28 protein-coding genes and 1 pseudogene are annotated in these 23,442 nt (G+C 51.3%); 13 read left to right on the top strand and 16 right to left on the bottom strand.

What is annotated here, in order from left to right:
* Positions 1–6 precede the first annotated feature (6 nt).
* A complete protein-coding gene (locus RTX30_RS00625; RefSeq protein ID WP_312685781.1) occupies positions 7–453 on the top strand; it encodes a DUF441 domain-containing protein in 447 nt (148 codons plus the stop codon).
* Here the strand turns inward: RTX30_RS00625 and RTX30_RS00620 are convergent.
* The 5 genes from RTX30_RS00620 to RTX30_RS00600 form a co-directional block, all read right to left on the bottom strand.
* Positions 436–1,128 carry an amino acid ABC transporter permease gene (locus RTX30_RS00620; RefSeq protein WP_312685780.1) on the bottom strand — a complete coding sequence of 231 codons (693 nt, stop codon included), beginning with the start codon at positions 1,126–1,128 and terminating at the stop codon, positions 436–438. The two genes, RTX30_RS00625 and RTX30_RS00620, sit on opposite strands and share 18 nt — an antisense overlap.
* Complete coding sequence (locus tag RTX30_RS00615; RefSeq protein WP_312685779.1) at positions 1,118–1,876, bottom strand: amino acid ABC transporter permease; 759 nt, start codon at positions 1,874–1,876, stop codon at positions 1,118–1,120. Before RTX30_RS00615 ends, RTX30_RS00620 begins: the two co-directional genes overlap by 11 nt.
* Positions 1,876–2,697 (bottom strand): amino acid ABC transporter ATP-binding protein, encoded by an 822-nt coding sequence (locus RTX30_RS00610; RefSeq protein ID WP_312685778.1) that lies wholly within the window; start codon positions 2,695–2,697, stop codon positions 1,876–1,878. Before RTX30_RS00610 ends, RTX30_RS00615 begins: the two co-directional genes overlap by 1 nt.
* Position 2,698: 1 nt before the next feature.
* Positions 2,699–3,523 (bottom strand): ABC transporter substrate-binding protein, encoded by an 825-nt coding sequence (locus tag RTX30_RS00605; protein ID WP_312685776.1) that lies wholly within the window; start codon positions 3,521–3,523, stop codon positions 2,699–2,701.
* Between the two features lie 204 nt (positions 3,524–3,727).
* Positions 3,728–4,513 carry a helix-turn-helix transcriptional regulator gene (locus tag RTX30_RS00600; RefSeq protein WP_312685774.1) on the bottom strand — a complete coding sequence of 262 codons (786 nt, stop codon included), beginning with the start codon at positions 4,511–4,513 and terminating at the stop codon, positions 3,728–3,730.
* A gap of 99 nt (positions 4,514–4,612) precedes the next feature.
* On the opposite strand from RTX30_RS00600, the gene RTX30_RS00595 reads away from it, so the two are divergent.
* A complete protein-coding gene (locus RTX30_RS00595) occupies positions 4,613–5,800 on the top strand; it encodes a CynX/NimT family MFS transporter (RefSeq protein ID WP_312685773.1) in 1,188 nt (395 codons plus the stop codon).
* A gap of 37 nt (positions 5,801–5,837) precedes the next feature.
* On the opposite strand, the gene RTX30_RS00590 is transcribed toward RTX30_RS00595, so the two are convergent.
* Positions 5,838–6,545, bottom strand: coding sequence for a CTP synthase (locus RTX30_RS00590; protein WP_312685772.1), 708 nt, complete (start codon positions 6,543–6,545; stop codon positions 5,838–5,840).
* A 143-nt stretch (positions 6,546–6,688) separates the two neighbouring features.
* Between RTX30_RS00590 and RTX30_RS00585 the strand changes: the two genes are divergently transcribed.
* Positions 6,689–7,204 (top strand): DUF523 domain-containing protein, encoded by a 516-nt coding sequence (locus RTX30_RS00585; protein ID WP_312685771.1) that lies wholly within the window; start codon positions 6,689–6,691, stop codon positions 7,202–7,204.
* Positions 7,201–7,548, top strand: a complete 348-nt coding sequence (locus tag RTX30_RS00580) for a DUF488 domain-containing protein (protein WP_312685769.1) — start codon at positions 7,201–7,203, stop codon at positions 7,546–7,548. The genes RTX30_RS00585 and RTX30_RS00580 overlap by 4 nt, the downstream gene beginning before the upstream one ends.
* Here RTX30_RS00580 and RTX30_RS00575 read toward each other — a convergent pair.
* Both RTX30_RS00575 and RTX30_RS00570 read right to left on the bottom strand, forming a co-directional pair.
* Entirely contained in the window at positions 7,545–7,850 is a 306-nt protein-coding gene (locus tag RTX30_RS00575) for a hypothetical protein (protein WP_312685767.1), read from the bottom strand. The genes RTX30_RS00580 and RTX30_RS00575 overlap by 4 nt on opposite strands.
* Positions 7,851–7,922: 72 nt before the next feature.
* Positions 7,923–8,168 carry a DUF333 domain-containing protein gene (locus RTX30_RS00570; RefSeq protein ID WP_312685765.1) on the bottom strand — a complete coding sequence of 82 codons (246 nt, stop codon included), beginning with the start codon at positions 8,166–8,168 and terminating at the stop codon, positions 7,923–7,925.
* A gap of 325 nt (positions 8,169–8,493) precedes the next feature.
* On the opposite strand from RTX30_RS00570, the gene RTX30_RS00565 reads away from it, so the two are divergent.
* The 4 genes from RTX30_RS00565 to RTX30_RS00555 all read left to right on the top strand — a co-directional run bounded on the left by RTX30_RS00565 (position 8,494) and on the right by RTX30_RS00555 (position 13,413).
* Positions 8,494–9,522 carry a sensor domain-containing diguanylate cyclase gene (locus tag RTX30_RS00565; RefSeq protein WP_312685764.1) on the top strand — a complete coding sequence of 343 codons (1,029 nt, stop codon included), beginning with the start codon at positions 8,494–8,496 and terminating at the stop codon, positions 9,520–9,522.
* 97 nt (positions 9,523–9,619) lie between these two features.
* The gene (yoaJ, locus tag RTX30_RS22350) at positions 9,620–9,694 is read left to right on the top strand and encodes a protein YoaJ (protein WP_134318605.1); all 75 of its coding nucleotides are present in this window, start codon (positions 9,620–9,622) and stop codon (positions 9,692–9,694) included.
* A 97-nt stretch (positions 9,695–9,791) separates the two neighbouring features.
* The gene (locus RTX30_RS00560) at positions 9,792–11,621 is read left to right on the top strand and encodes a sensor domain-containing phosphodiesterase (protein WP_312685762.1); all 1,830 of its coding nucleotides are present in this window, start codon (positions 9,792–9,794) and stop codon (positions 11,619–11,621) included.
* A gap of 202 nt (positions 11,622–11,823) precedes the next feature.
* A complete protein-coding gene (locus RTX30_RS00555; protein WP_312685761.1) occupies positions 11,824–13,413 on the top strand; it encodes a methyl-accepting chemotaxis protein in 1,590 nt (529 codons plus the stop codon).
* 383 nt (positions 13,414–13,796) lie between these two features.
* Here the strand turns inward: RTX30_RS00555 and RTX30_RS00550 are convergent, their stop codons facing one another.
* Complete coding sequence (locus tag RTX30_RS00550) at positions 13,797–14,051, bottom strand: hypothetical protein (RefSeq protein WP_312685759.1); 255 nt, start codon at positions 14,049–14,051, stop codon at positions 13,797–13,799.
* 469 nt (positions 14,052–14,520) lie between these two features.
* Here RTX30_RS00550 and RTX30_RS00545 point away from each other — a divergent pair, with 469 nt between their 5' ends.
* Positions 14,521–16,065 carry a methyl-accepting chemotaxis protein gene (locus RTX30_RS00545; protein ID WP_312685758.1) on the top strand — a complete coding sequence of 515 codons (1,545 nt, stop codon included), beginning with the start codon at positions 14,521–14,523 and terminating at the stop codon, positions 16,063–16,065.
* A gap of 89 nt (positions 16,066–16,154) precedes the next feature.
* Positions 16,155–16,469 (top strand): PTS cellobiose transporter subunit IIB, encoded by a 315-nt coding sequence (locus RTX30_RS00540; RefSeq protein ID WP_312685757.1) that lies wholly within the window; start codon positions 16,155–16,157, stop codon positions 16,467–16,469.
* Positions 16,470–16,514: 45 nt separating this feature from the next.
* On the opposite strand, the gene leuE is transcribed toward RTX30_RS00540, so the two are convergent.
* Positions 16,515–17,153, bottom strand: coding sequence for a leucine efflux protein LeuE (gene leuE / locus RTX30_RS00535; protein WP_312685755.1), 639 nt, complete (start codon positions 17,151–17,153; stop codon positions 16,515–16,517).
* 209 nt (positions 17,154–17,362) lie between these two features.
* Between leuE and RTX30_RS00530 the strand changes: the two genes are divergently transcribed.
* Both RTX30_RS00530 and RTX30_RS00525 read left to right on the top strand, forming a co-directional pair.
* Positions 17,363–17,602 carry a DinI family protein gene (locus RTX30_RS00530; RefSeq protein WP_312685753.1) on the top strand — a complete coding sequence of 80 codons (240 nt, stop codon included), beginning with the start codon at positions 17,363–17,365 and terminating at the stop codon, positions 17,600–17,602.
* 477 nt (positions 17,603–18,079) lie between these two features.
* A complete protein-coding gene (locus RTX30_RS00525) occupies positions 18,080–18,481 on the top strand; it encodes a DUF6515 family protein (protein ID WP_312685751.1) in 402 nt (133 codons plus the stop codon).
* 188 nt (positions 18,482–18,669) lie between these two features.
* Here the strand turns inward: RTX30_RS00525 and RTX30_RS00520 are convergent, their stop codons facing one another.
* The 5 genes from RTX30_RS00520 to RTX30_RS00500 form a co-directional block, all read right to left on the bottom strand.
* On the bottom strand, positions 18,670–19,086 hold the full coding sequence (locus RTX30_RS00520) for a hypothetical protein (RefSeq protein ID WP_312685749.1): 417 nt from the start codon (positions 19,084–19,086) through the stop codon (positions 18,670–18,672).
* Positions 19,049–19,495, bottom strand: coding sequence for a hypothetical protein (locus tag RTX30_RS00515; protein WP_312685747.1), 447 nt, complete (start codon positions 19,493–19,495; stop codon positions 19,049–19,051). The genes RTX30_RS00520 and RTX30_RS00515 overlap by 38 nt, the downstream gene beginning before the upstream one ends.
* Positions 19,496–20,471: 976 nt before the next feature.
* The gene (locus tag RTX30_RS00510; protein ID WP_312685745.1) at positions 20,472–20,894 is read right to left on the bottom strand and encodes a hypothetical protein; all 423 of its coding nucleotides are present in this window, start codon (positions 20,892–20,894) and stop codon (positions 20,472–20,474) included.
* A 522-nt stretch (positions 20,895–21,416) separates the two neighbouring features.
* Positions 21,417–21,749: a DUF1493 family protein gene (locus RTX30_RS00505; RefSeq protein WP_312685744.1), complete on the bottom strand. Its 333-nt coding sequence runs from the start codon at positions 21,747–21,749 to the stop codon at positions 21,417–21,419.
* Positions 21,743–22,201, bottom strand: coding sequence for an STM2901 family protein (locus RTX30_RS00500; RefSeq protein ID WP_312686790.1), 459 nt, complete (start codon positions 22,199–22,201; stop codon positions 21,743–21,745). Before RTX30_RS00500 ends, RTX30_RS00505 begins: the two co-directional genes overlap by 7 nt.
* Positions 22,202–22,355: 154 nt before the next feature.
* On the opposite strand from RTX30_RS00500, the pseudogene RTX30_RS00495 reads away from it, so the two are divergent.
* Positions 22,356–22,743: pseudogene (locus tag RTX30_RS00495) on the top strand (integrase); the annotation flags it as partial.
* On the opposite strand, the gene RTX30_RS00490 reads toward RTX30_RS00495, so the two are convergent.
* Positions 22,740–23,336 (bottom strand): hypothetical protein, encoded by a 597-nt coding sequence (locus tag RTX30_RS00490; protein ID WP_312685743.1) that lies wholly within the window; start codon positions 23,334–23,336, stop codon positions 22,740–22,742. The pseudogene RTX30_RS00495 and the gene RTX30_RS00490 sit on opposite strands and share 4 nt — an antisense overlap.
* Positions 23,337–23,442: the final 106 nt, after the last annotated feature.

Raw genomic sequence — 23,442 nt, 5'->3', positions numbered from 1 at the left:
CCCTGCATGTTTGATACCACCCTGTTTATTTTGCTGGCGCTGGCAGCACTCGGTTTTGTCAGTCACAACACCACCGTCGCCGTGTCGATTATGGTGTTGATCATTGTCCGTATCACCCCGTTGAATACCTTTTTCCCGTGGATCGAAAAACAGGGGCTGACGATTGGCATTATTATTCTGACCATCGGCGTGATGGCACCGATTGCCAGCGGATCGCTTCCGCCGTCCACGCTGTTACACTCGTTTGTAAACTGGAAATCACTGGTTGCCATTGCAGTTGGCATTTTTGTCTCCTGGTTGGGCGGGCGCGGTGTGACGCTGATGAGTTCGCAGCCCTCACTGGTGGCGGGCTTACTGGTGGGAACCGTTTTAGGGGTGGCCCTGTTCCGGGGTGTACCGGTCGGGCCACTGATTGCGGCGGGGCTGGTGTCGCTGCTAATTGGCCGGCAGTGAATAACGCCGCTGTCTGCGTTTTACCGCAAATTCCAGCGCGCTACACAGCAGGTAATAGACTAACCCGGTAAAAATAAACAGCGCCGCCGGGTAAACCTGCACCCGGTTATTCACCTGCCCGGCAACGGTGGTCAGCTCAGGCACGTTCACAATAAACGCCAGTGACGTGTCTTTTAGCAGCGCGATCAACAACCCGACATATGACGGCAATGCATTACGCAGCGCCTGCGGTAATAATACCCGCCGCAGGATGGCGACGCTGCCGAACCCGCTACTGAGGGCGGCTTCATATTGCCCTTTGGGTAACGCCCCCAGGGCCGCCAGCGTCGAGTACATCACCGCTGCCGAGGTAAACCACGCCAGCGCCAGCGTCACAGTCAGCGCCCCCGGCAGGTCAGCCCCTGTCAGCCAGGGCAGTAAAAACCACAGCCAGAAGATAACGAAAATCAGCGGAATACCGCGGATCAGCTCTGCCCAAATAAACAGCAACTTCCGCGGCCAGCCGGTAAAACGCCAGGCCAGGCAAGCCAGCACAATGCCGCCCGGAAAGGCCAGAACCGCTGCCCCACACGTCATCAATAGCGAGAGCAGCACCCCGCCCACTTCGCCCTGCGCCGCACGGCCCCAAAGCAGATAGTCGAGATTATCGGTAATCACCGTTATGTTAGCGATCACGCTGGGCCTCCGGTGCACGACGCAATGCGCGCCACTGGCGCGGCAGATTGAACAGCAAACTCATTACCAGCCCAAGCGCCAGATAGAGCACACTCCCCACAGCAAAGGCTTCCAGCGCGTGGGCGTTATAACTCTCAATTTGTCGGGTCTGATAGGTCAGTTCGGCAAAACCTATGCCGGTTGCCAGCGACGACAGCTTCATCAGGTTAAGATATTGCCCCACGACCGGCTGCCAGGCGTTGTGCAGCCCCTGCGGCAACAACACCCAGCGAAAAAGCGCTAACTGACTGAAGCCCTGTGACTGCGCCGCTTCAATTTGCCCCTTTGGCACCGCCAGCAGTCCGGCCTGGATCTCTTCTACCAAAAATGCAGCGGTAAACAGCCCCAACGCCCACGCAGACGAGAGAAACTCCGGTGTAAACCACCAGACATCGCCCGGCAGGATGCTGAACGCATGATCGTCATTGACATACTGGCGGAAGCTCTGCGGCAACAGATTCCAGGCGGCAAAGTACCAGAACAGCAGTTGTACCAGCAGAGGGGTATTGCGAAACAACGACACCCACACAGCAACTACGCTTCGCCCAACGCTTCCCCCCGCAAGCCGCAGCGCCAGCAGCAACACGGTCAATACGGTGGCCAGTACCATTCCGGCGACCGTCACCCAGACAGTGGTCAGAAAGCCAGACGTGATCCATTGCGCAGGCTGGCCGGTCAGCACGCCTGCCCAGTCGAGATGCAGCGCCATTACAACTCCTTGCTCTCTGCATGCAGCGGGTTAAGCACCTTCTGCAGAAAACGTTGCGCACGCGGGTGCTGTGGTGCAGAGAAGAACTGCGCAGGGGCGGCCTGCTCAAGGATTTCGCCGCCATCAATAAAAATAACCCTGTCGGCAATCTCGCGGGCGAATTGCATCTCATGCGTGACAACAATCAGCGTGATACCGCTATGGGCGAGCGATTTCATCACCTGCAACACTTCCCCAATCATTTCCGGATCCAGCGCGGAAGTGGGTTCATCAAAGAGAATGATATGCGGGTCCGCCGCCAGCGTGCGGGCAATCGCCACCCGCTGCTGCTGACCGCCAGAGAGTTGAGAAGGGTAATGGTGCGCTTTATCCTGCAAACCGACGCGCGCCAGCAGCGCCAGCGCGATTTCCTGCGCCTGGGCAGCGCTTTTACCGTGAATATGCCGTAGCGCAAGGGTGATATTGTCCAGCGCCGTCAGGTGGGCATACAGGTTGAATTGCTGAAAGACAAACCCGACGTGACGACGCAGTTCACGCAGCCCGCGTCCGGTTAGCTGGCGAGTCGGCTGACCATCAACAAAGATCTCGCCGCCGCTCAGTGTTTCCAGTTGATTTATCAACCGGATCAGTGTGGATTTGCCGGACCCGGAAGGCCCGCAAACCGCCAGCACCTCACCGGCTGCGACGTGCAAATCAATATGCTTTAACACGGTATTATCGCCGTAGCGCTTATTCACACCGCGAAACGTGACCGTGCCCTTTTCCACGGACAACGCCTCCGTGGCATCAGCCACAGAGGCGGAGAACAGACCTGCCAACATATTACTTCGCTTCTATTGTAAAGCTGCGCGGGGCCGGAGTTTTGGTCTGCGGACCAAACCAAGTGTCGTAGATTTTTGCGGCTTCGCCATTTTTCTCAAGGTTTACCAGCTCATCATTCACGGCTTTCAACAGCGCCGGTTCGCCTTTGCTGACACCAACACCAATCTCTTCTTTCGACAGCAGGTCCGGCAGGATTTTGAATTTGGCTTTATCTGGCGCTTCCGCCAGCAGGCCAGCCAGGATGGTACTGTCCTGAGTGATCGCCTGCACATTGCCGTTACGCAGTGCAGTCAGTGCCAGTGGGATATCGTCATACGCCAGTACGCGAGCCTGCGGGAAACGCTGATGCAGCGCCTGCTCGCCGGTGGTGCCTTTCACCGCACCAATGCGCGCTTTGCTGAAGGCATCCAGTTTATCTGCCGCCGTAGAAGGCACCAGGAACTGCTGTCCGGTTACAAAATAAGGCGTGGAGAAGTCAATAACCTGTGCGCGTTCCGGCGTGATGGTGATATCCGCAACAATCAGATCTACCTTACCAGATTGCAGCAGAGGAATGCGGTTAGCCGGGTTCGTGGCGACCAGTTGCAGTTTAACGCCCAGGCTTTTAGCCAGCGCTTTGGCGAAATCAACGTCATAGCCGACGATGTCGTGAGATTTAGGATCCACCGCGCCAAAAGGCGGGTTGGCATCAAAGGTGGCGACTTTCACCACGCCTGCGGCTTTGATGTCCGCCAGTTTATCCGCATGGGCGGAGAAAGAGAGTGCAGAAAGCAGCGCCAGCGCACCGACTGTGGCTATTTTTTGAGTATGTAATGAGGTTGCCATGCTGATCCTTAAGCCTTGTTATTGTGTGAATTGCAGCGCTAAATTCACATAACCTTTACCCGCAGACAAATATCAAAAAGTGTATTGATTATCTGAAAAAGTTATTAAAAACCCGCCCCCCATACGAACGTCTTATCTCCAGGCAGCTGTTAGCAGAAAACCGTTTAATCCACAGATAAACAAGGGATTAGGCAGCAGAATATTTTACGCCTCGCCGAGCGTTGCCAGATAGCGCCCCGGCGTTTGCCCGAGTCCCTTTTTAAACATGGTGATAAATGCCGTGGTGGAGTCGTAACCCAGCGTATGGGCTATCTGCTGAACCGGCTTGCCGTCTATCAACAGCCGTAACGCGAGGATCAGTTGCATCTGTTGTCGCCAGCGGCGAAAACTCAGTCCGGTCTCTTTGACCACCAGCCGCGCCAGATTGCGTTCGCTCATGGCGAATGTGTGCGCCCATTGCGCTAACGTCTGCCGCGCGGCGGGATCCCGTTCCATACTGTCGACCATCTGGCGGATTTTGCCGTGTGCCGGAACCGGCAATTGTAACTGCATTTGTGGCTGCCCCGGCAACTCATCGAACAGCACCTGTACCAGTCGCTGCGTGGCGGGCTGACGCCGCTGCGCAGGCGTGCGGGTCGCCAGGGAGACAATCAACTCACGTACCAGCGGGGAAATTTTCAGCGTGCAGCAGTGCTCTGGCATCACCACCGCCCATGGCTCAATAAACAGGAAAAAGAGTTGCGCGTTTGCCGTTGCCCGGTTGCTATGGGGCACGCTTCCGGGGAGCCACATCGCATGATGTGGTGGCACCATCCAACGTGCATGTTCCACTTCGCACGTGATGGCGCCTTTCAGAGCCAGAATGAGCTGCCCTTTACGATGATGATGCGCAGGAATCAATTGTTCATCTTCACTGACAGTAATATTGAAAGCCACCGCCGCTTCTTGCTGGCTATCAGGATCGTATCCCCCCAGGCCGAGTCCGTGCATAAAGTTGTCCGAATTTAGCGATAAAGTGTCATTTTAGCTTGATTCAATCAGTGACAAAAAGCGCTATCGTAGCCGCCTGTTTTATTGCACGAGACTCCCATGACGACTTGTCTTCCAGCCCGAGGCAAACAAGGGATCCTGATGATTGCCGGGATCCTGATGATTGCCACCACCTTGCGCGTGACGTTTACCGGGGCCGCGCCATTACTTGATGCTATCCGCACTGAATACGGGCTTTCTACTGCGCAAACTGGCATGCTCACGACCCTGCCACTGCTGGCATTTGCCCTCATTTCCCCGCTGGCGGCAGGCGTTGCCCGCCGTTTTGGGATGGAGCGCAGCCTGTTCGCCGCTATGTTGCTGATCTGCGCCGGCATTGCCCTTCGCTCCCTGCCCTCTGCCACGCTGCTGTTTATGGGGACTGCCGTTATTGGCTGTGGCATCGCGCTGGGCAACGTTTTGCTGCCTGGCATCCTCAAGCGCGATTTTGCCGGGCATGTGGCTAAACTCACGGGGGCTTATTCCCTGACTATGGGCGGGGCGGCGGCACTCGGTTCGGCGGTCATCGTACCGCTGGCGGCGAGTGGCGCAGGCTGGCACGGCGCGCTGCTGATGCTGATGATCTTTCCGTTGCTGGCGCTCGCGCTGTGGCTGCCGTACTTACGGCAGGGAGCCGGTGTCAGCCTGACTTCGTCAGGGGCTATGCACAGCCGTGGTATCTGGCGATCGGCGCTGGCCTGGCAACTGACCCTGTTCCTCGGTATCAACTCGTTGATTTACTACATTGTCATCGGCTGGCTGCCCTCGATTCTGACCACCCTTGGCTTTACCGAGGCACAAGCCGGTTCGCTGCACGGTCTTCTGCAACTGGCCACCGCCGCGCCGGGGTTGTTGGTGCCGCTGATCCTGCACCGGCTGAAAGATCAGCGCGGCATTGCTGCGTTGATGGCGCTGATGTGTACTGTCGGTGCACTGGGATTATGGCTGTTGCCGGAACACGCAATGTTGTGGACCCTCGTTTTTGGTTTCGGATCCGGGGCGACAATGATTCTCGGACTGACCTTTATCGGACTACGCGCCCGCTCAGCCCATCAGGCAGCCGCCCTTTCCGGGATGGCGCAATCGGTCGGTTATCTGCTGGCAGCTTGCGGCCCGCCGTTGATGGGGAAAATCCACGACGCCAGCGGCGACTGGCACATCCCACTGCTGGTATGCGCGCTGTTAGCCGCCGTTATGGCAGCATGCGGAGCGCTGGCAGGTCGCGATAAAGCCGTTACCGCTGAATAATGCAAACTTAAAAAAACAGGCCCGCAGGCCTGTTTTTTTATTCACATGCTGCGCGCAGCATCGCCTGGACCAACGGCACCGGTAGCCCGGCCAACGCCGCACGCTCATGCTGGAACAGGGTGGCGACAAAGAAAGGATGCGTGACCAGTTCCACTGCGCGGATTTCGCCGTCTTCATCCCAGCCGGTCACGCGAAGATTACCGCTTTCCAGTTCGCGGGCAAACTCCGGCGAAACGCCAAAGCTGCAACGGTAGGCCTCTTCGATCATTTCACGTCCATACGCGCGGGCAATCAGCGTATTGGGGCGCAACTCTATCGTGCCGGTCTCATCCACCAGCGCACAGCTTAGCGCGGAGATCACCATCCGCCCTTCGTTGTCGGTTTCGGCATGCGCGGCATCGCCCCAGCCCAACACATTGCGGGCATATTCAATCACTGTATGTTGGAAACCGCCACATGTGCCAAGGAACGGCACCGCATTTTCCCGTGCATACTGAATCGCCAGAAACGCACCGCGAGGGTTGTGATAAGGACTGCCCGGCACCACCCAGATAGCGTCGTAGCCAACCAGATCTTCATAACTGTTTATTTCTCGGGTTGGCAGCCAGTCGTAATCGGCGGTGATTTCCAGCACGGCGGCAGCATCGTCAATGGCGAGCGGGATCGCCTGATGTGCCACGACGTCATGGTTGTAGTCGCCAATCAACGCAATGCGCAGTGTTTTCTTCGGAGGGATGTGCTGCATAGAAGTGTCCTTATGCCGGGGCAGATAATAAGTAACATAAGGAATATCACATTAGTTGTCTTTTAATGGAATCACAACACTTTAAAATCGGGGCTTGTGAAAGCGGCAGACAGCAACAACCAGGTAAACAGGAGTGAATCACCGTGGCGGAACCCGTGCAGCAGACTAAGATCCTTGTCAGCGCCTGCCTGATGGGCTTAAAAGTGCGTTATAACGGCAGTGAAAAAGCGGCATTACAGGCAACTTTGCAACGCTGGCAGCAGGAAAACAGACTGGTTATTCATTGCCCGGAACTCGCCGCAGGGCTTCCGGTGCCACGTCTACCCGCTGAAATTGTTGCGGGTAACGGCGCGGATGTTATGCGTGGCAGGGCGCAAATTATTGAAAATAGCGGTCAGGACGTGACCGCCCATTATCAACTGGCGGCATGGCTGGCTTTGCAGGCGGCGCAACAGGCCGGATGCAGCGCGGCGTTACTGACCGACGGCAGCCCCACTTGCGCAAGCCAGTCTATTTATAACGGTACGTTTAGCGGCACGCGCCAGCCGGGAATGGGCGTTGCCACCGCATTGTTACAACAGCATGGCATCCGCGTCTTTTCCGAACAGCAATTACCGGCGCTGATGGCCTGGGTAAATGAAAGGGAGAAATGTCGATGATCCAATGCAAACGCGTTTATGACACGGCCAAAAAAGAAGATGGTTACCGGGTGCTGGTCGACCGGCTTTGGCCGCGCGGCGTAAAAAAAACCGATCTGCCCTACGATGGCTGGAGCAAAAACCTCGCGCCGTCGACAGAATTGCGGAAAGCATTCCACGGCGAAACGCTTGATTTTCAGGCGTTCAGTGAACAGTATCGGCAGGAGCTGGCCGCGCATAAAGAAGAGGGACAGATACTGGCAGCGCGCAGCAAAAACGGCACCGTCACACTGTTATACGCGGCGAAAGATACACAACATAACCACGCCGAAGTGCTGGCGAAATGGCTGCGCTCGCTGATTTAGTCGAGCACGCGCTCCAGCATATCTTCCGGCAGGCTGTCTGGCATCAGAGGCATCAGGTGTTCCGCACGCACAAAGGCGAAACCTTGCTGACCATCAAACGCGGTGACATCGCCAGTCACCAGCCATAACGCCCGGGCGGCGTTGCGCGGCATATCGGTCACGACACCGTTAACCGGGTTAAGGAAACGCTCTCCGGGCTGACACAGCGCGAACAGCTCAACGGATTTACCAATATTGCACCGTCCGTTGGCGGTTTGGGCGCCGATAATCATCGCCAGGCTGCCCGGTCGTAACTGGAACATACTTCTCTCGTGTGGTCGGTTAAAAATAAGATAATTCTTAAAGAGAAGTGTAACCTGGCAAACCTGCTATTGTCACGATCCTGCTGAAGGATGATCGCGTCGCCATAGCGACCACTCATCGATCACTTCACCACCCGGCAATTTGCACTCCGTCCGGACCCCCTGCGGGCTTTGGACTGGCACACGCTGGCCGCCTTTTTGCATACACCACATCGCTGCAGGGTTCGCTTTACCGATCTGCGGCGGCGTGGGTGCCTCCGGTTTGACGGAGGAACAGGCAGAGAGGATAACAGGGAGAAGCAACAGATAATAACGCATGATCGGGTCTCTATTCAGTGGGTTGCACGCTTCAGAATAATCATCAGCACCAGACATCTCCATGATTTCTTCATCCTTACTGCACTTTCTTTCCCTATAGTTAGCCCCGTTCTCACCCATGACCAGAGAACATCATTCCGTAATCAATGAGTTTTTGCCCCGCTTCATCAACGGGGCTTTTTTTCGTTTTTCCCCGTCAGAAGTTGTCATCTTCCCGCTTTGATATATAAAATTTTTATGGTTCATGCTTTAATTATTCTTACCAAATGTTTCCGCCTGTGTTGTGTATGGCAATGACAGCCCCATGCACTGGAGTCATAAGATAATGTCAGATTTCATTCTCGCCCGTGTCTCAGAAACGCTTTCGAAAGAACAATCCCTTGAAAGCCTCGTTCGCCAGCTGCTGGAAATGCTGGAAATAGTAACGGAGATGGAATCGACATACTTAACCAAAATTGATGACGACGCCGGCCTGCAACACATCCTCTATTCGCGCAACAGTAAAAAACTGGCGATCCCGGAAGGTTTCTCTGTGCCCTGGGGCGACAGTTTATGCAAACGGGCACTGGACGACGGCTGCCCCTACAGCGATAACGTGGCAGAGATGTGGAGTGACTGCGACGCGGCGAAAGCGCTGGGCATTACCACCTATTTAAGTACCCCGGTGCGTCTGGCTGACGGCTCTTTGTACGGCACGCTGTGCGCTGCCAGTAATGCCAGGCGGTCGCTCAGCGTGCGTGGCGAGCAGGTATTGCACCTGTTTGCCGGGCTGATTGCGCAGTACATTGAAAAAGAGCATCTCGTGCAGCAGTTGCGTGAGGCAAACGCGGCATTGATAGCCCACTCTTACACCGACGTTTTAACCGGGCTGCCCAATCGACGGGCGATTTTTGATAATTTGTCCACGCTGTTTTCCCTCGCCCGCCATCTCGATAATTATGTGATTATCGCCTTTATCGATCTGGATAATTTTAAAGTCATCAACGACCAGCTCGGTCATGAAGCGGGCGATCGTTTCCTGGTGGAGGTCGGACAGCGGTTGCTGCAGGATCGCAGTAAAGACGATATTGCCGGGCGTCTGGGTGGCGATGAGTTTCTGATTGCCTGCCTCGGCGGCCCCTTAGACGAACAGCAGCCCCCGGAGCTGGCGTCGCTCAGTCAGAGCCTCAATAAACGCATTACCGGGGAGTATCAGCTCGGCAAAACCCATATTTTTTACCCTGGTGCCAGCGTTGGCGTTGTTCAAATCGACCCTAACCAAACCGATGCTGATGGCGCGTTACGTGCAGCAGACGAAGTCATGTACCAGGTTAAAAATCATAAAGAAAAAAAAGCCTTTCAGCGCCTCGATTAAGCAGATCCAGGCGATTTAGCAGCTTGAGAAAAATCTCATTTTCTTCTATTTCTTATACAATTGATTACTGGCGTTTCTCGCCAGTGAAGGAGTTTTCGTGAGAAAGACAACTATCATTATGCTTATTGTGGCGATCGTTGCCGTTGCCGGAACCCAATTCGGCTGGTGGTAATACTAAGCTAAATTTATTTCGTTTTACCTGCCTGTGCATATGATGGCGTCATCCGAGCAGAACACCGTTGTCTCATTTATTTGGGCAGGAGCTCGCTATGTTCACTGGTCTCAAAAACAGCGAAAGCAAACGGCATGCGGTACTGGAGCTGCTGAGTAAAGAAGATAAACCCCGCGATGCTGCCCTTGCTGAATTTGCAAATCTGGCATGCGAAGTAATGGGCGTCGACGGATGCTTTATTACGACTTTCGACGAAGACTACCAATATATCAAATATGTTAAAAACATTCCGATTGCGCATGTCCAAATTTGTATCGAGCAAACGATGTGCCAATATTGTCTCAAAAGCGGCCAGACCGTTATTTGCTCTGATACCCGTATTGATGAGCGATTTAATTATCAACCGCTGGTAAAAAGCGGCGATATTCTTTTTTACGCCTCCGCGCCAATGATTAATAAAGATGGTGTGATCCTCGGCACATTATGCGTTAGCCACCCGGAAACCTATGTGCCTTCGTCGCGGCAGGTCACCAATTTCCATCGTGTGGCCTCTCTCGCCGCCATCTTTCTTGAATCCTGTTACGCCTCCGGCTTGGTCGATGCGCTGACCGGACTGCCTAACCGGCAGTTTTTAATGAAAGAGATGGAGCGACTGACACACGACAACGTAGGCGGCGACTACGGTCTGGTGATCTTCGACTGTATCGATATGGCGCGCGCGTATGAGCTGTCGCGCTATCTCGGTCAGGAGGCGCTGGAAAAGCTGGTACAAAGCTTCGGGCCGCTGCTGCGTTCACGGCTGAAGCTGAAAGAAAAAGTGATGCTCTATGCCTTTACCACCGGGCGCTACGCTGTACTGGTGGATCTTGCCGATGCGCTGAAGCTGGTGAAACGGGCGGAACGTTTACCCGGCATTCAGGCCAAAGTCGCCGGGGATATCGACATCAATCTGAAGATCCACGCCGGTTATGTGAAATTTTCCCCGCGGGAAGATAACGCTCAGGAACTCGTCCGTCAGGGGATCAGCGCCCTGCATGAAGCGATCCGCCAGGATATCCCCGCACTGCAGTTCAACCCGATCCTCGACCACAAACGCAATAAAGATTTTAAGTTGTTGTACGACCTTAGCGAAGCCATTAAGTCGCCAAATCAACTCTACCTGGTTTACCAGCCAAAAATTTCGTTACGCACCGGCAAAACCGAAGGTGTCGAAGCGTTGTTGCGCTGGAAACACCCGCAACTGGGCAATATCTCTCCGGCGGTGATTGTCGCGCTGGCAGAAAAAACCTCGCTGATGGCGGACATTACCCAATGGGTGATCAAAAAGGTGATCGAACAACTCACCCAATGGAAACAGCGCGGCATTCTGTTACCGATCTCGATTAACGTCACGGTGAGTGACTTTTCACGCCCCGGATTTGCCGAAGAGTTGCACCGCGATGTGCTTGCTGCCGGCTTGTATTCATCCGATGTGCGGATTGAATGCCTGGAAACCGAGAAAGTGCTGGAGAGCGATCCGGCACTGAAAGAGCTGGATAAGCTCAAACTGCTGGGCTTTACCATCCTGCTGGATGACTTTGGCGCAGGTTACAGCAATATCAGCTACTTACGCCGCATTCCTATTGATGTCATCAAACTCGACCGTTCGCTGGTCAGCCAGGTAACCACCGATCCTGGCAGTCGGATCATCGCCCGCAACGTGATTATGATGCTCAAAGAGTTGCAGTATGTGGTGCTGGCCGAAGGGATAGAAGACCTGGAAACAGCGCGCATGCTGGAAGAGTACGGCTGCGATGAAGCCCAGGGGTATTTTTTTTCCCGGCCCCTTTCGCCGGATGAAATCCCCGAGTGGATGGCAGACAGCAAACCCTTTCGTCTGCTGGCCAAAATAGCAGCCAACAGTATCAGCACCATTCGTAGCCGCTAAAAATTAGCCAGACTGTTGTCTTTAGCCGCAGTCTGGCAGTGTCACGAAAATGTCATAAACTCTGAATTATAACCTGCATCAATACGTTATCGCTTTTCTACCCCTTTAGCCGCCATTTCCTCATTAAAGCCACGCTTAAAGATGGTCGATATTGCTGGCATGCGCCTTTCGCGCATCCACAGACTATGGGAAGTATGAAACGATGAAACTCAACCACCTTACTATCGGGCAACGCCTCGGCTGCCTGGCGACCTTGCTGTTGCTGGCAACGCTGTTTATCGGCATACGTGGCTTGTCTATCAACGCCAGCGGATTAGTACAAAACCAGCAGATTATGGCCACGGAGAAGGTGGTTGCGGACAGCATCGACACCGCCCGCAACGCGCAGGTGCAATTTAAAATTCAGGTCCAGGAGTGGAAGAACACCCTGCTACGTGGCACACAAGGCCAGCAGACATTTGATAAATACAAAAACGCGTTTGTAGAACAAAGTCAGAAGACCCAGACATTATTAAAAACCCTCAGTGCGATGCTGCCCGAAATTGGCGTCGATAATAGCGAAGCGATAAAAACGATAAGTTTGCATGCCCGGCTGGAAGAGCAATATCTGGCGGCATTGCAGCAGTACAGCGTACAGGATGCCAGCAGCGCACAGCGCGTTGATCACCTGGTCACCGGGATTGATCGCGAACCCACGCGCATGATCGATGAAATGGTCGCCACCACGCTGAAGCAAGCGACGCTGATCCGTCAGCAGACTGATGCGCGCAACCATGAACACTTTGCGCAGACGCGCCTGATGCTGCTGATCGTGATGGCGATAACCCTGCTGGTGGGGCTGCTTATCACCTGGTGGCTGGTACGCAGCATTACCCATCCTCTGGCGCAGGCCGTCTCAGTCGCCCGCAATGTGGCTTCCGGCGATTTGCAATCTTCGTTTGTGGTTAGTGGCCGCGATGAAACCGCCGAGCTGATGCGTGCGTTGCAGGAGATGAACAGTAACCTGACACGCATTGTTACCGGCGTCCGTTCCGGTACCGAAACTATCGCCGGGGCATCGCAGGAGATCGCCACCGGAAGCCGCGAACTCTCTGCGCGCAATGAGGCACAAGCCAGCGCGCTGGAACAAACCGCCGCGTCAATGGAAGAGTTAACCTCGGTAGTTAAAAATAATGCCGAAAACTCGCGTGTCGCCAGCGATATTACCCGTGAAGCTTTCCGCGTCGCCAATCAGGGCGGCGAAGTGGTGGAGCGCGTGGTGAATACCATGAGCGAAATTAACCAGCTTTCTACTGAGATCAGCAGCATTATCGGCGTCATTGACAGTATCGCCTTCCAGACCAATATCCTCGCGCTGAACGCCGCCGTTGAAGCTGCGCGCGCCGGTACAGAAGGACGCGGCTTTGCTGTTGTCGCCTCCGAAGTGCGGGCGCTGGCGCAACGGTCCGCCACAGCGGCGAAAGAGATCGGTGCATTGATTCAGCGTTCCGTTAACCGCATTGATGAAGGCAACTCGCTGGTAAAAAATGCCGGTAATGCCATGGATGAAATCGTGCAAAGCGTGGAACGTGTCAGCCAGCTTGTCGAAACCATTTCCCTGGCCAGCAAAGAGCAGAGCGTCGGTATCGATCAGGTGCATGTTGCGATAACGCATATGGATGCAGCGACACAGCAGAACGCCACGCTGTCGCAAGAGTCGTCTGCTGCTGCACACGCTATGCAGCAGCAGGCTGAGAACTTACTGGAGATAGTGCAGATTTTTAAACTGCGCACACAACACAACGCGGTGTAAAACCGCCGTGCCCTGCTCCGGCGTTTGTTGCCGGAGAGGGCAAACTTGCGACCTGGCGAATTAATACGCTGATCATCAAATTTCTCAATCCATGGGCAGAAAAATTTGCGTTTGATTCAATTCGGGCGGCAGGTTATAAAGTACGCAAGTGACGGATATACGATTTAACAAGCCTTAAATTCTTCGCTGGCAGTTTTGGTGTCGAAACTGCCATCTTTTATTTTCTTCTTTGCACTTTGCTGGCTTACAGCCCGATGACTGCGACTGTCGCAGACGGTTTATCCCTTGTTTACACCATTTTTATTAATGCAGCACACCTTCCCCGCTTATTGCACGGCATAAAAAAGCAAAGCGCTCAGAACAAGCGCTTTGGCATCAGATAATTAATGAGTACGCAGGAGCATGCTAATTGCATCCTGTTCAGACAATCCGTATCCCTTAATGAAAACTTCCATCGATTCATCTTGCGTTTGATTAAATAACGTTTCGCCACCGCTGGACTGCAAATTGCCGGACAGGACATCCCCCATTTCGACATCGTACTTTCCGAGCAGCTCAGCAATAGCAAACTCGCCCTTTTCGTCGCGAATAACAATGAAACCTATGCGGTGTTCGTGATGAACGACAGTACCTTTCATAAGACAATTCCTTTCACTGTTGGGATTTCAGATTAGCTGAATATCGCGGCCACGAAAATGTTCAGCAACGGTTTTAGTGAGCCAGTAAACAATCCACCCGCGACTTTTTGATCATCGCCACAAATATTACCCGCACCCACCACAACGGGCATTCGAGTCACCGCCGTGGAGCTCTCCACAAAAATCTGGCATAAAATTAATTTTTCACCACAGACAATAATAAAAACATCTACATTATATAGAGTTATCTTTGCCTACTATTTTTCGCACTATGGCGAAAGCGCCTGATCACCCTAATTGAATTCAGGCAAGTTCAACTAAAGTAAAATTTCCAGTTTTTTCCATAATATATTTCTCATCAGTTCAGCAAAGATAACGTACTAAAAATAATGTAGGCAGGGTTAGCGACTCAACAGATATAACCCGTTTAACGCCCTTATCGCTCCTGACTTTTTTGAGAAGACTCACTATGCGTAACAACGAACCCGTCACCCAGCAAGAGTACGTTTTCGATAATGATGCCACCTTGATGTCCACCACGGATCCGGCCAGTTATATCAATTACGCCAACGATGCGTTTATTCAAGTCAGTGGTTTTACCCTGCATGAAGTTAAAGGGCAGCCGCACAACCTGGTCCGCCACCCGGATATGCCGAAAGAGGCCTTCGCCGATATGTGGGCGACGTTAAAACAGGGCGAGCCCTGGAGCGCACTGGTGAAGAATCGCCGCAAAAATGGCGATCATTACTGGGTACGTGCCAACGCGATTCCGGTGATCCGCGCCGGAAACATCAAGGGGTATATGTCGGTACGAACCCGCCCGACGGCCGAAGAAGTGGCGCAAACCGAGGCGTTATACCAACAGTTCCGTGACGGTCAGGCAAAAGGCAGGCGCTTCCATAAGGGCCTGATTATCCGCACCGGCCTGATGCGCTGGCGGTCACTGTTTGTCACCATGCCCTTACGCTGGCGATTACGTTCCGCACTGATTGTGACGTTACTGCTCAGTATGCTCGCTGCCTGGCGCAGTGCAGTCACGCCCGGACACTGGGCGTTATTCTCCGCTGTGATGGCATTACTGTTGCTGGTCTGCGGCGTGTGGCTGGAACACCAGATTGTCCGCCCGGTGGAGCGCCTGTGCCGCCAGGCTTTACAGGTCGCCAGCGGGGAAACTCACCAGGTCGATCAGCCTCATCGCGTGGATGAAGTCGGCGTGACGCTGCGCGCGATTAATCAGCTTGGTTTGATGTTCCGCTGGCTGGTGAATGATGTCAGCGGTCAGGCGCAAACGGTGCTGCAGGCCTCGGAGTCCCTGCGTGCCGGGAATGACTCGCTCAGCCGGCAGACGGAACAGGCCGCTTCCAATGTGCAGCAAACCGCCGCGACGATGAATGAAATGACTGCGACGGTAAAAAGCAATCGTGAAACGGCCGCGGAAGTGACACGCCTCTCTGAAGGCATGCGTGACGCCGCCCAGCAAGGCGGCGAAGTAATGAGCCAGATGATCACCATGATGGCGGCCATAGACGACAGTTCTCAGCAAATCGCCAGTATCACCAGCATTATCGATAGCATTGCTTTTCAGACCAACATTCTGGCACTGAACGCTGCCGTTGAGGCCGCACGTGCGGGCGAGCAGGGAAAAGGGTTTGCCGTCGTCGCAGGTGAAGTGCGCAGCCTTGCCCAGCGCAGCGCCCGCGCAGCCAGCGAAATTAAAGCGCTAATTGAGAACAGCGTGAATCATGTGAATTCCGGCAACCTGCTCGCCGATGACGCTGGTAAAACGATGCAGCAAATCGTCGACCAGGTCCAGAACGTCACGACGCTAATTGCGCAGATTAGCGCCGCCACCGCCGAACAAGCCACCGCGCTCAGCGAAGTGAGCCTGGCAGTGGAAGATCTGGACAAAATAACGCACCAGAACGCCGAGCGCGTGCTGGAGGGGGCGGAGGCTTCCGGGCGTATGAATCAGCAAGCGATACGTCTGGCAGAAGCCATCTCTGTCTTTCAGTAAACGGAGATGTTGCAATTTTGCCACCGGCAGCACATTTTCCTGGCGTCCGGCGGAGCAAATATAGCCACAACGTTTAAGGGGGTATTCCTGTGAAAAAGTTATTGATCTGTTGTCTGTTCGGCAATACCGCCAACGCGCTGGCCAGAAAGATGCAAAAAGCCGCCAGAGCGCAGGGTCATCAGATGTTGATTAGCGCTATTGGCGTTTCTAATTTTGCCAGTGTCGCTCCGGCTTTTGACTGTTATCTGGTCGCACCACATATTCAGTACAAGCTGGACGAACTGAAAGAAGCGATTGATGATTCCGCGCCGATTGCGGTTATTGAGAGTTACCCTTTCGCCGCGATGGATGGCGAGAAGGTTCTGGCGTTTGTCATGGAACGTATGCCGGCGTTAGCGGAGTAATAAGCCAAAAGGTTCCGGCCAGCTTGCGGAACCTTTTTTACGCGGTCAGGATTGCAATGTGGCCAGGCGGGCCGCGAACCCGACAAAAATCAGACCAATCAGAGAATTACCAATACGGGTGATCTTCTTGCGAGTTTTCACCCACTGCGTCACATATGAGCCAGAAATCACCAGAAAGCTGAAATAGCAAACGCTGATGGCTTCGAGGGTGCTGGCAAGAATAAAGAAAGCCGTACCCGGACTGGCATAGTTAATGTCGATAAACTGCACAAAAAACGACACATAAAACAGAATCGCTTTCGGGTTAGTGAGACTTAAAACCAGCGCGCGGCGAAAAACATCGCCTTTGTGGATCTCCTGTTCATTCTGCTGCCGGGTCTTCTGTACAAAGGTGCTGTAGAGCATTTTGCAACCCAGGTAAAGCAAATAAAACGCGCCAAGATAGCGAACGATATTAAACAGCAGAGGCGTGGTTTTAATCAGCGTCGCAACACCCGCGTAGGCCAGAAACATCAGCACCGCATCGCCAATAAAGACGGCGCTGGCCGCCACATAGCCGTTTTTTAGCCCGCCGGCGATACTGCTCTTCAAGACAAAAAAAGTGTTCGGCCCCGGCACTAAAATGATGAAAATCGCGCCAATAAGATAAGACCAGTAACTGATAACTCCATACTCGGCAAACACACATCCTCCTGAAGGTACAACCAATACAACGAACCGGGCGCTAACATACGCCATATACTGCTGAATATAAAGCCACTCGTCCCTTCCCCCCCCAACCTGCCAGGGCGGTTTCTACAGACCAGGGGGGGATTTCTTCCCTTCAGGCTTGAATACTGACTATGCATACAGTATAAACACAGGGAAAATTAACCAGCAAAAAGGAATGCCTTATGTTTGTTGAGCTTATCTATGACAAGCGTAATGTTGAAGGTTTACCGGGCGCCAGAGAGATAATCCTCAACGAGCTGACCAGGCGCGTGCAGCGTCTCTTTCCGGAGGCCGACGTGCGTGTAAAACCGATGCAGGCTAACGGTTTAAACAGCGATGCCAGCAAAAGTGACCGTGAGAAATTAAACCGTATGCTTGAAGAGATGTTCGAGGAAGCGGACATGTGGCTTGTTCAGGAGTGAACCTCTCTGCCCTTCGCATCTGTGCCGATAACATCGCGCCCTCTGTAAAATTCTGACCAGGACGTCAACGGTTCCCATTACCGCAGCCTGGTTTCACGCCAGTTTGCGGTAAGCTGGCGGGGGCGTTGAAAACGCGCATACCGTGCAGATACTGCCAGCGTTTGGCTGTAATGAAGGCCAGGAATACGCTTTTTTCGGGCGAGCCCGCGAAAAAACAACGCCCGTCTGGCGGGCCCTGCGCGAGAAAATAATCACAGGGTCGTTATAAACGAGACAGGTGTATGGGTTACCAGGGCCTGGAACTGCCGCGCTACGTTCTCTGCCGCCATGTTTTTTAACGGCGGGTTACAACTTTTATGCCAATACCCGGCTGGCCTTACACTCCTTCATGCGTGTTTCACTTTTTCTGCACATTTATGCCGCATTATAGCGAAGCCCCCCGGCGAGGAATCAGCCTCAGCGGGAAAGGATGATGAGATGAAACTGATAAACAAACTGGCGATGGCCATCACCTTATTCGCAGCAGGCGCCAGCACTGTGCTTGCTCAGCCTGGTTTCCACCCGCATGGCGGGCCGGGTTATCCCAATGGCGGTCACCGCGACGATATCCCACGCCCAGGTGACAGGTTTAGCATTCTTCCGGATATCGCAACCACAGTGCTACTTGGGGGATTAACCTACTATCTGGTGAACGGGATTTATTACCAGAGACAAGGTACCCAGTATGTGGTGGTGGAAAAACCCTCTGCGTCACCTTCACCTTCCGGCGCACAGGTGCTGGACTTTAACGGGAAGCGGTATTACCTGCGCGATGGCCATTACTATGCGCGCGACATTGACGGCAATTATTTTGAAGTCCCGCGCCCCGACGGGCTCTGAAGAAAAGCTAAGGGTGTCATTACCGGCACCCTTGCCTGTAATAATTGCCGTAAACGCTGAACGTGTACCCTTGTCGCGGTAGTTACGCAGGCGAAGGGAAGACAAGCTCCCATGTAAATGGGACGAAATAGCGCATCAGGTCTTTCTGTGACTTATCCCCCCCACACACACTCATTCAGCGCGCTTTTTTAGGGATTCGTGTATTCAAGGATTTCTTCGCCCATCAGGGTGCAGTCAGCCAGGAAAATTAACCGCATGCGATATTTTCCTTTGTAGAGATAGCCCCACACTTGTAAAACATCGAAATATTGCGCCTGATTTTGCGGATTTTTCATTTTCATCAGAGGCGTCACCTCGCTATCAATCTCCATTCTGTCATCGTTGTCGCGATAAAAAGCCAGCAATTTCTTCGCCTCGGTAATCGCCTGAGCGTTGCACGTTTCGGCAGATTTTTTGCCAGCTGCGCATGCGTGAAAAGAGAAGCTGAACAATAACAGCGCGGTAAGAACCCCAAAATATCCTGATTTAAAACGATATAGTCCTGACATGGCATCACGCTCCGTGCGTTCAGTCGTAACAACTAAAATGGAGAAGAAAGCGACCATACTGGGAATCAAAAACGAATTCATCCCAGTTCGATGCATACCAGACCGGAGGGGTGGTAATGAGTTCAAATACCCTGAACTTTCCCATCATTTCATTTATTTTGTCGTGAAAGTCTGCCAGCAGATTACTTTTAATATTTTCCGGCAACGTCGTCATGGCGGAATGTTCAAAAAACCAGGCTGCGGCAACACGTTCTGAATGCTGCCAGGTTGTTTCACTAAAGACGGGATGCCAGTACTCGGGTGGATGTTTCTCGGATTGCTGACGATGATACTCCGCCACAGCAGCGCGCAGGGTATCTCCTTCCTCAAGCTTGACCATAAAATAGTGAGATCCACGGTTGATATCACGGTTCATGGTGCCCAACGCATCCATAAATCCGTTCAAATTTTCAACATATTTATCCATAGATTTTCCTGAGCAACCGGGGCTGTGCATTACTGGCGGTGCCACATTGCCAGAGAGGGATCGGCATAGCAAATCAATTTCAAGGAGAGGGAATGATGAAAGGCAATGATAAGCTTTGTTATAATTTATGGGCAAGTGATGTATCAGCCAAACACATTCCTCACTGTCATGGAGACAGAGCGAATTTTGAACGCTGTCTTCTCGAAAGACCACCCGGTGAGACTCGCTAATTATGGCTGGTTTTTATACAGAGCGACTGTCCAGAATACGATTCAGGCTAGCCACTTAACCCATTACACCGTGGCAATATGCTGCAGTGTAACAAAACAGCAAATTTTGTCGTTAGTTAAGCACATTCCCATTACGGATTACCGCAGCCCGTGTTTTACTTACATAAAGCCATAAACCGTTTATTTCAGCAAAAGAAGCCGCACACTGCTTTGCCTCTTCAGGGACTTTTATAACGATTTCGTCTTTTTAATGCTTGTAACGCCATACAAGAAATAAAGTAGTATGAAGCTCCGGGGCTTCATGTTGATAATCAGACAGGATCCAGACAATCGTATTGCCTGTATCAGATATTAAATCAGCATTTTTCGATAGCCCAATAAATAAACCAACATCTTTCCAAACATATAATTGCCGATTAATTTTCTGTCTTTACGGGCAATGCATCTCAGCTGCAAGGGTACTGTATGAAAGAACAAAAAAAAGCGGCATATTTATTATTTGGGTTTTCTCCCTACGCTGAGCGCGATGGAAATAGAGAGTATGTTGATGAACTGGCTTAGATTCAGAAATGAGATGCCCCACGCGATCAGTCGTTCTTTTTACCTATGTTAAAGCTTCAACAGGCTGACCAATTTACAACGAGCCCTGGATAAATATCGACGTCTTGTTGGAAGTATTATTCAGCTCGTCCTTAATCCGGAACGGTGCCAATCCATAGCCTCCGTTCGATCAAACCGATGCAATGTTATTCTTGTGCTGCTTTTTCTGCTGCTCGCTTGATTTCGCGACAAAGCGCGTCCTGTTTTACGGGGCATAACTGTGATGCCTGATTCCGGATTTTATCAAGATCTTTAGCATCAAGTGTTGAATCAATATGTCGAAGTACGTAATTCTTTAGCGCAGGATTTTTACTGATCTGGGTTGTTAAATCCGGCAAGGTATCCCAGTGGTCGACCAAAAGCCGCGCAACCGATTCGGAAATACCTTCCGCAATGTCACCCTCATCACAGTGGCCAAATTTTACCCGATATTGGTTAACAGCACTCCAGGTATTTAATGAATCTACCACCACATCAGCGGCTTCAGCATCCGAAGGGGCACATGTTTTTGCCAACGCTATATTGGCGGTCATTAATCCAATCAGCATCAGTACTCTTATTTTTTGCATTGTGAAAATTTCCCTGTAGTGGCGACCATGGCGCGACTGATATTAATTTTTATAGCCACACAACCAGAATAAAAGCCCGGTGCGGTGTGGCCAGGAACCGAGAAGCGAAGGATATCATACAAACTGTGTGGGTATAAGGATATTAGCAGTAGATACATAGAGATAGCATTTAATGAAGGTTTCCATATGCAGAGCGAGCATCAAAATCAAACTACATCATTGAAACCATATGTAATGACATGCTCGCCTCTAATAACAGAAAGTAATGTTAACAGCGCCCATTTTTGGTATAAAGCGTCTTTTATGACAGGCATTAACATGGCGTTTGAGGGGACAGGTTCAAACCCACTCAATTCAACCGAAATTATTCAATTAAATCAGTTGGTTTGAGCTATTTAATGTTTCTCATTTGTACACGGTAAAATAACGTTAGGACCCTGAAGCTTTACCCTTCTAGTAGCAGCCATCTGCGATACACTCTTACGAGGTGATATTAACAGCCCTAAGACAATCTGGATATTGTCAGTTATACAACCAACGCCCAGCTTTGGCCGATTGAATAAACATATCAATAGTTAATTCTTGAATATCAACAGGTTCTGGCTTCTTAAAGGGATTCCATGAGAAATTGACCGGCGGGTAATATTTTTCAAGATGAAAATCACTCATATCCACATTAAATTCTTTGGAATACTCGTCAACGAGCTCCTCGACATCGTCCTGGTCTAATCTCACGTCGAAATGGATACTCGATTCTTTTGTGTAAGTGTCATATTTCTTTTTTCTAAATATATATACACCACTTCGAACAGTGATCATTTCGATTACACGTTTTTCAATATCATCGTTCACCATATCTTATCATTGCCCCGCGCTATCATGTTGTATTCTCTAACTGAATTATAAATAATCTGCGAGACATCAGCAGCGAGAATTATCTCACCTACAACAGGAATAGTGCGGCCTACCCATGTTCCAATCTTCCTGACCATTCTGCGTTTTACTGTCCAGGGCGTATAACCGCCAATCCATGTAGGCATTTTTAAACCAAATGGGAACATTCTGTCTCCAAACACTCGTCTCATCCCTTTTGATAGTCTGGATGTACCAGGCAAAGCATCTTTAGGCTTAGTACGTGTAAGTTGATCATTCCTACCAGCGTAAAGGGCATAGATTGAAACTATATCTTTAACACCGAACTGATCCGCAGTGTTAAAGATAAAGACCATAAAAAAAAGCTCAGTTGCAGTCAGGTTCGAGCATCCTGCGTAGTAGTAGGTACCATTAAGTTCTTCAACGGTGTCCATCATATTCGTCCTGTAGAGCGTATGAACCAGGAAAGCATGGCCGAAATTTTTACCCTTGTCTATTAGCAGCCGTCTGACTTCGTTCAGGGCATAATAGCTGGTCTGTGCATTGATTAATGCATACATTGCCCGATGGCTGGCCCAGCCTCCGTTCATTGTCCAGGGGAAAACCGCGAGTAAAATCGCCATTCCCTTAGCGCTGGGTTTAAACGCAATCAACTGGAGCTTGCGTGAAGTAATTGCGCGGTGCCAGGATTATGCAGTAAGTTCGTATCTGGTGTATTTCTTGCAGGCGACTTCGCAGTCTGAATGCGGGAATCAAGGGAAAATCGAACATCATTACAATGAATTTCCATAAAGCGAGGGATAAAGTACAAATTGACTGATGGGATGGCACGCCAACTGATTTCCATGAACAACGCCCCTTAGCAGAGCGTCTTTACGATACGCAAAAACTTCCTGGACACAGATCACCTAATCAAACTGCCCGCTATCACGATGATCGAGGTAAAGAATGGTCAAAAATTAGTGTCATCAGTTAAATCATGGAATCTAGATTTAATACAATGCGTGGAGATTTTACAGTAGAAAAACATATTTTTGCATCGTCTTCTCTTCCCCACCACCGATTGATATCAAAATACATTGTACCAAGAGATAAGTAATAACCATCGTTGATTTTGCTATCGCTATTTACACTCGAGAAAACGACCGCTGAGCAAAGGGCATATATTATCGTATCTGGCATTATTATACTTTGCTTAGACAAAACTACTTTTCTTAGATTCGGATCGGTAGTGAATTCAATATCAAACCCATCAGGTAATTCGTTACCATGAGCGAAATTACATCTAAAAATCTCATAAAGTACTTCTGATAAATGTGCCTCTCTTTTTTTCAAAGAAATATTTTTAAAAATTGTTTCCTCAATATTTATTCCGGAGGCGAACATTGGTTCAATAGCCCATTGATAACGCTGGAATGTATTAACAAAAACATTATGGCTCCCAATGGATCTATCAAAAATTTTATTTCCGGTTCCTTCTAAAGCAAAACATGCATGCATTAACGCTGATTGAGGTTTTCCTGAATTTGCATCATCGATAGCATATTGCACACGATCAGAAATTTTCATTTTTTCCCCCATTATGGCCAAGTCGGTCAGGATACTCCTGGCATACAAATTTGATAACTTGTTTGGATAACCGTTCGAATACTAATAATAAAAAACGGGAACCAAG

The sequence above is a fragment of the Kosakonia sp. genome (genome assembly GCF_032052965.1).
Taxonomy (GTDB): Bacteria; Pseudomonadota; Gammaproteobacteria; order Enterobacterales; family Enterobacteriaceae; genus Kosakonia.
The sequence above is the reverse complement of the archived record's forward strand: the minus strand, read 5'-3'. Positions and strand labels throughout refer to the sequence as shown.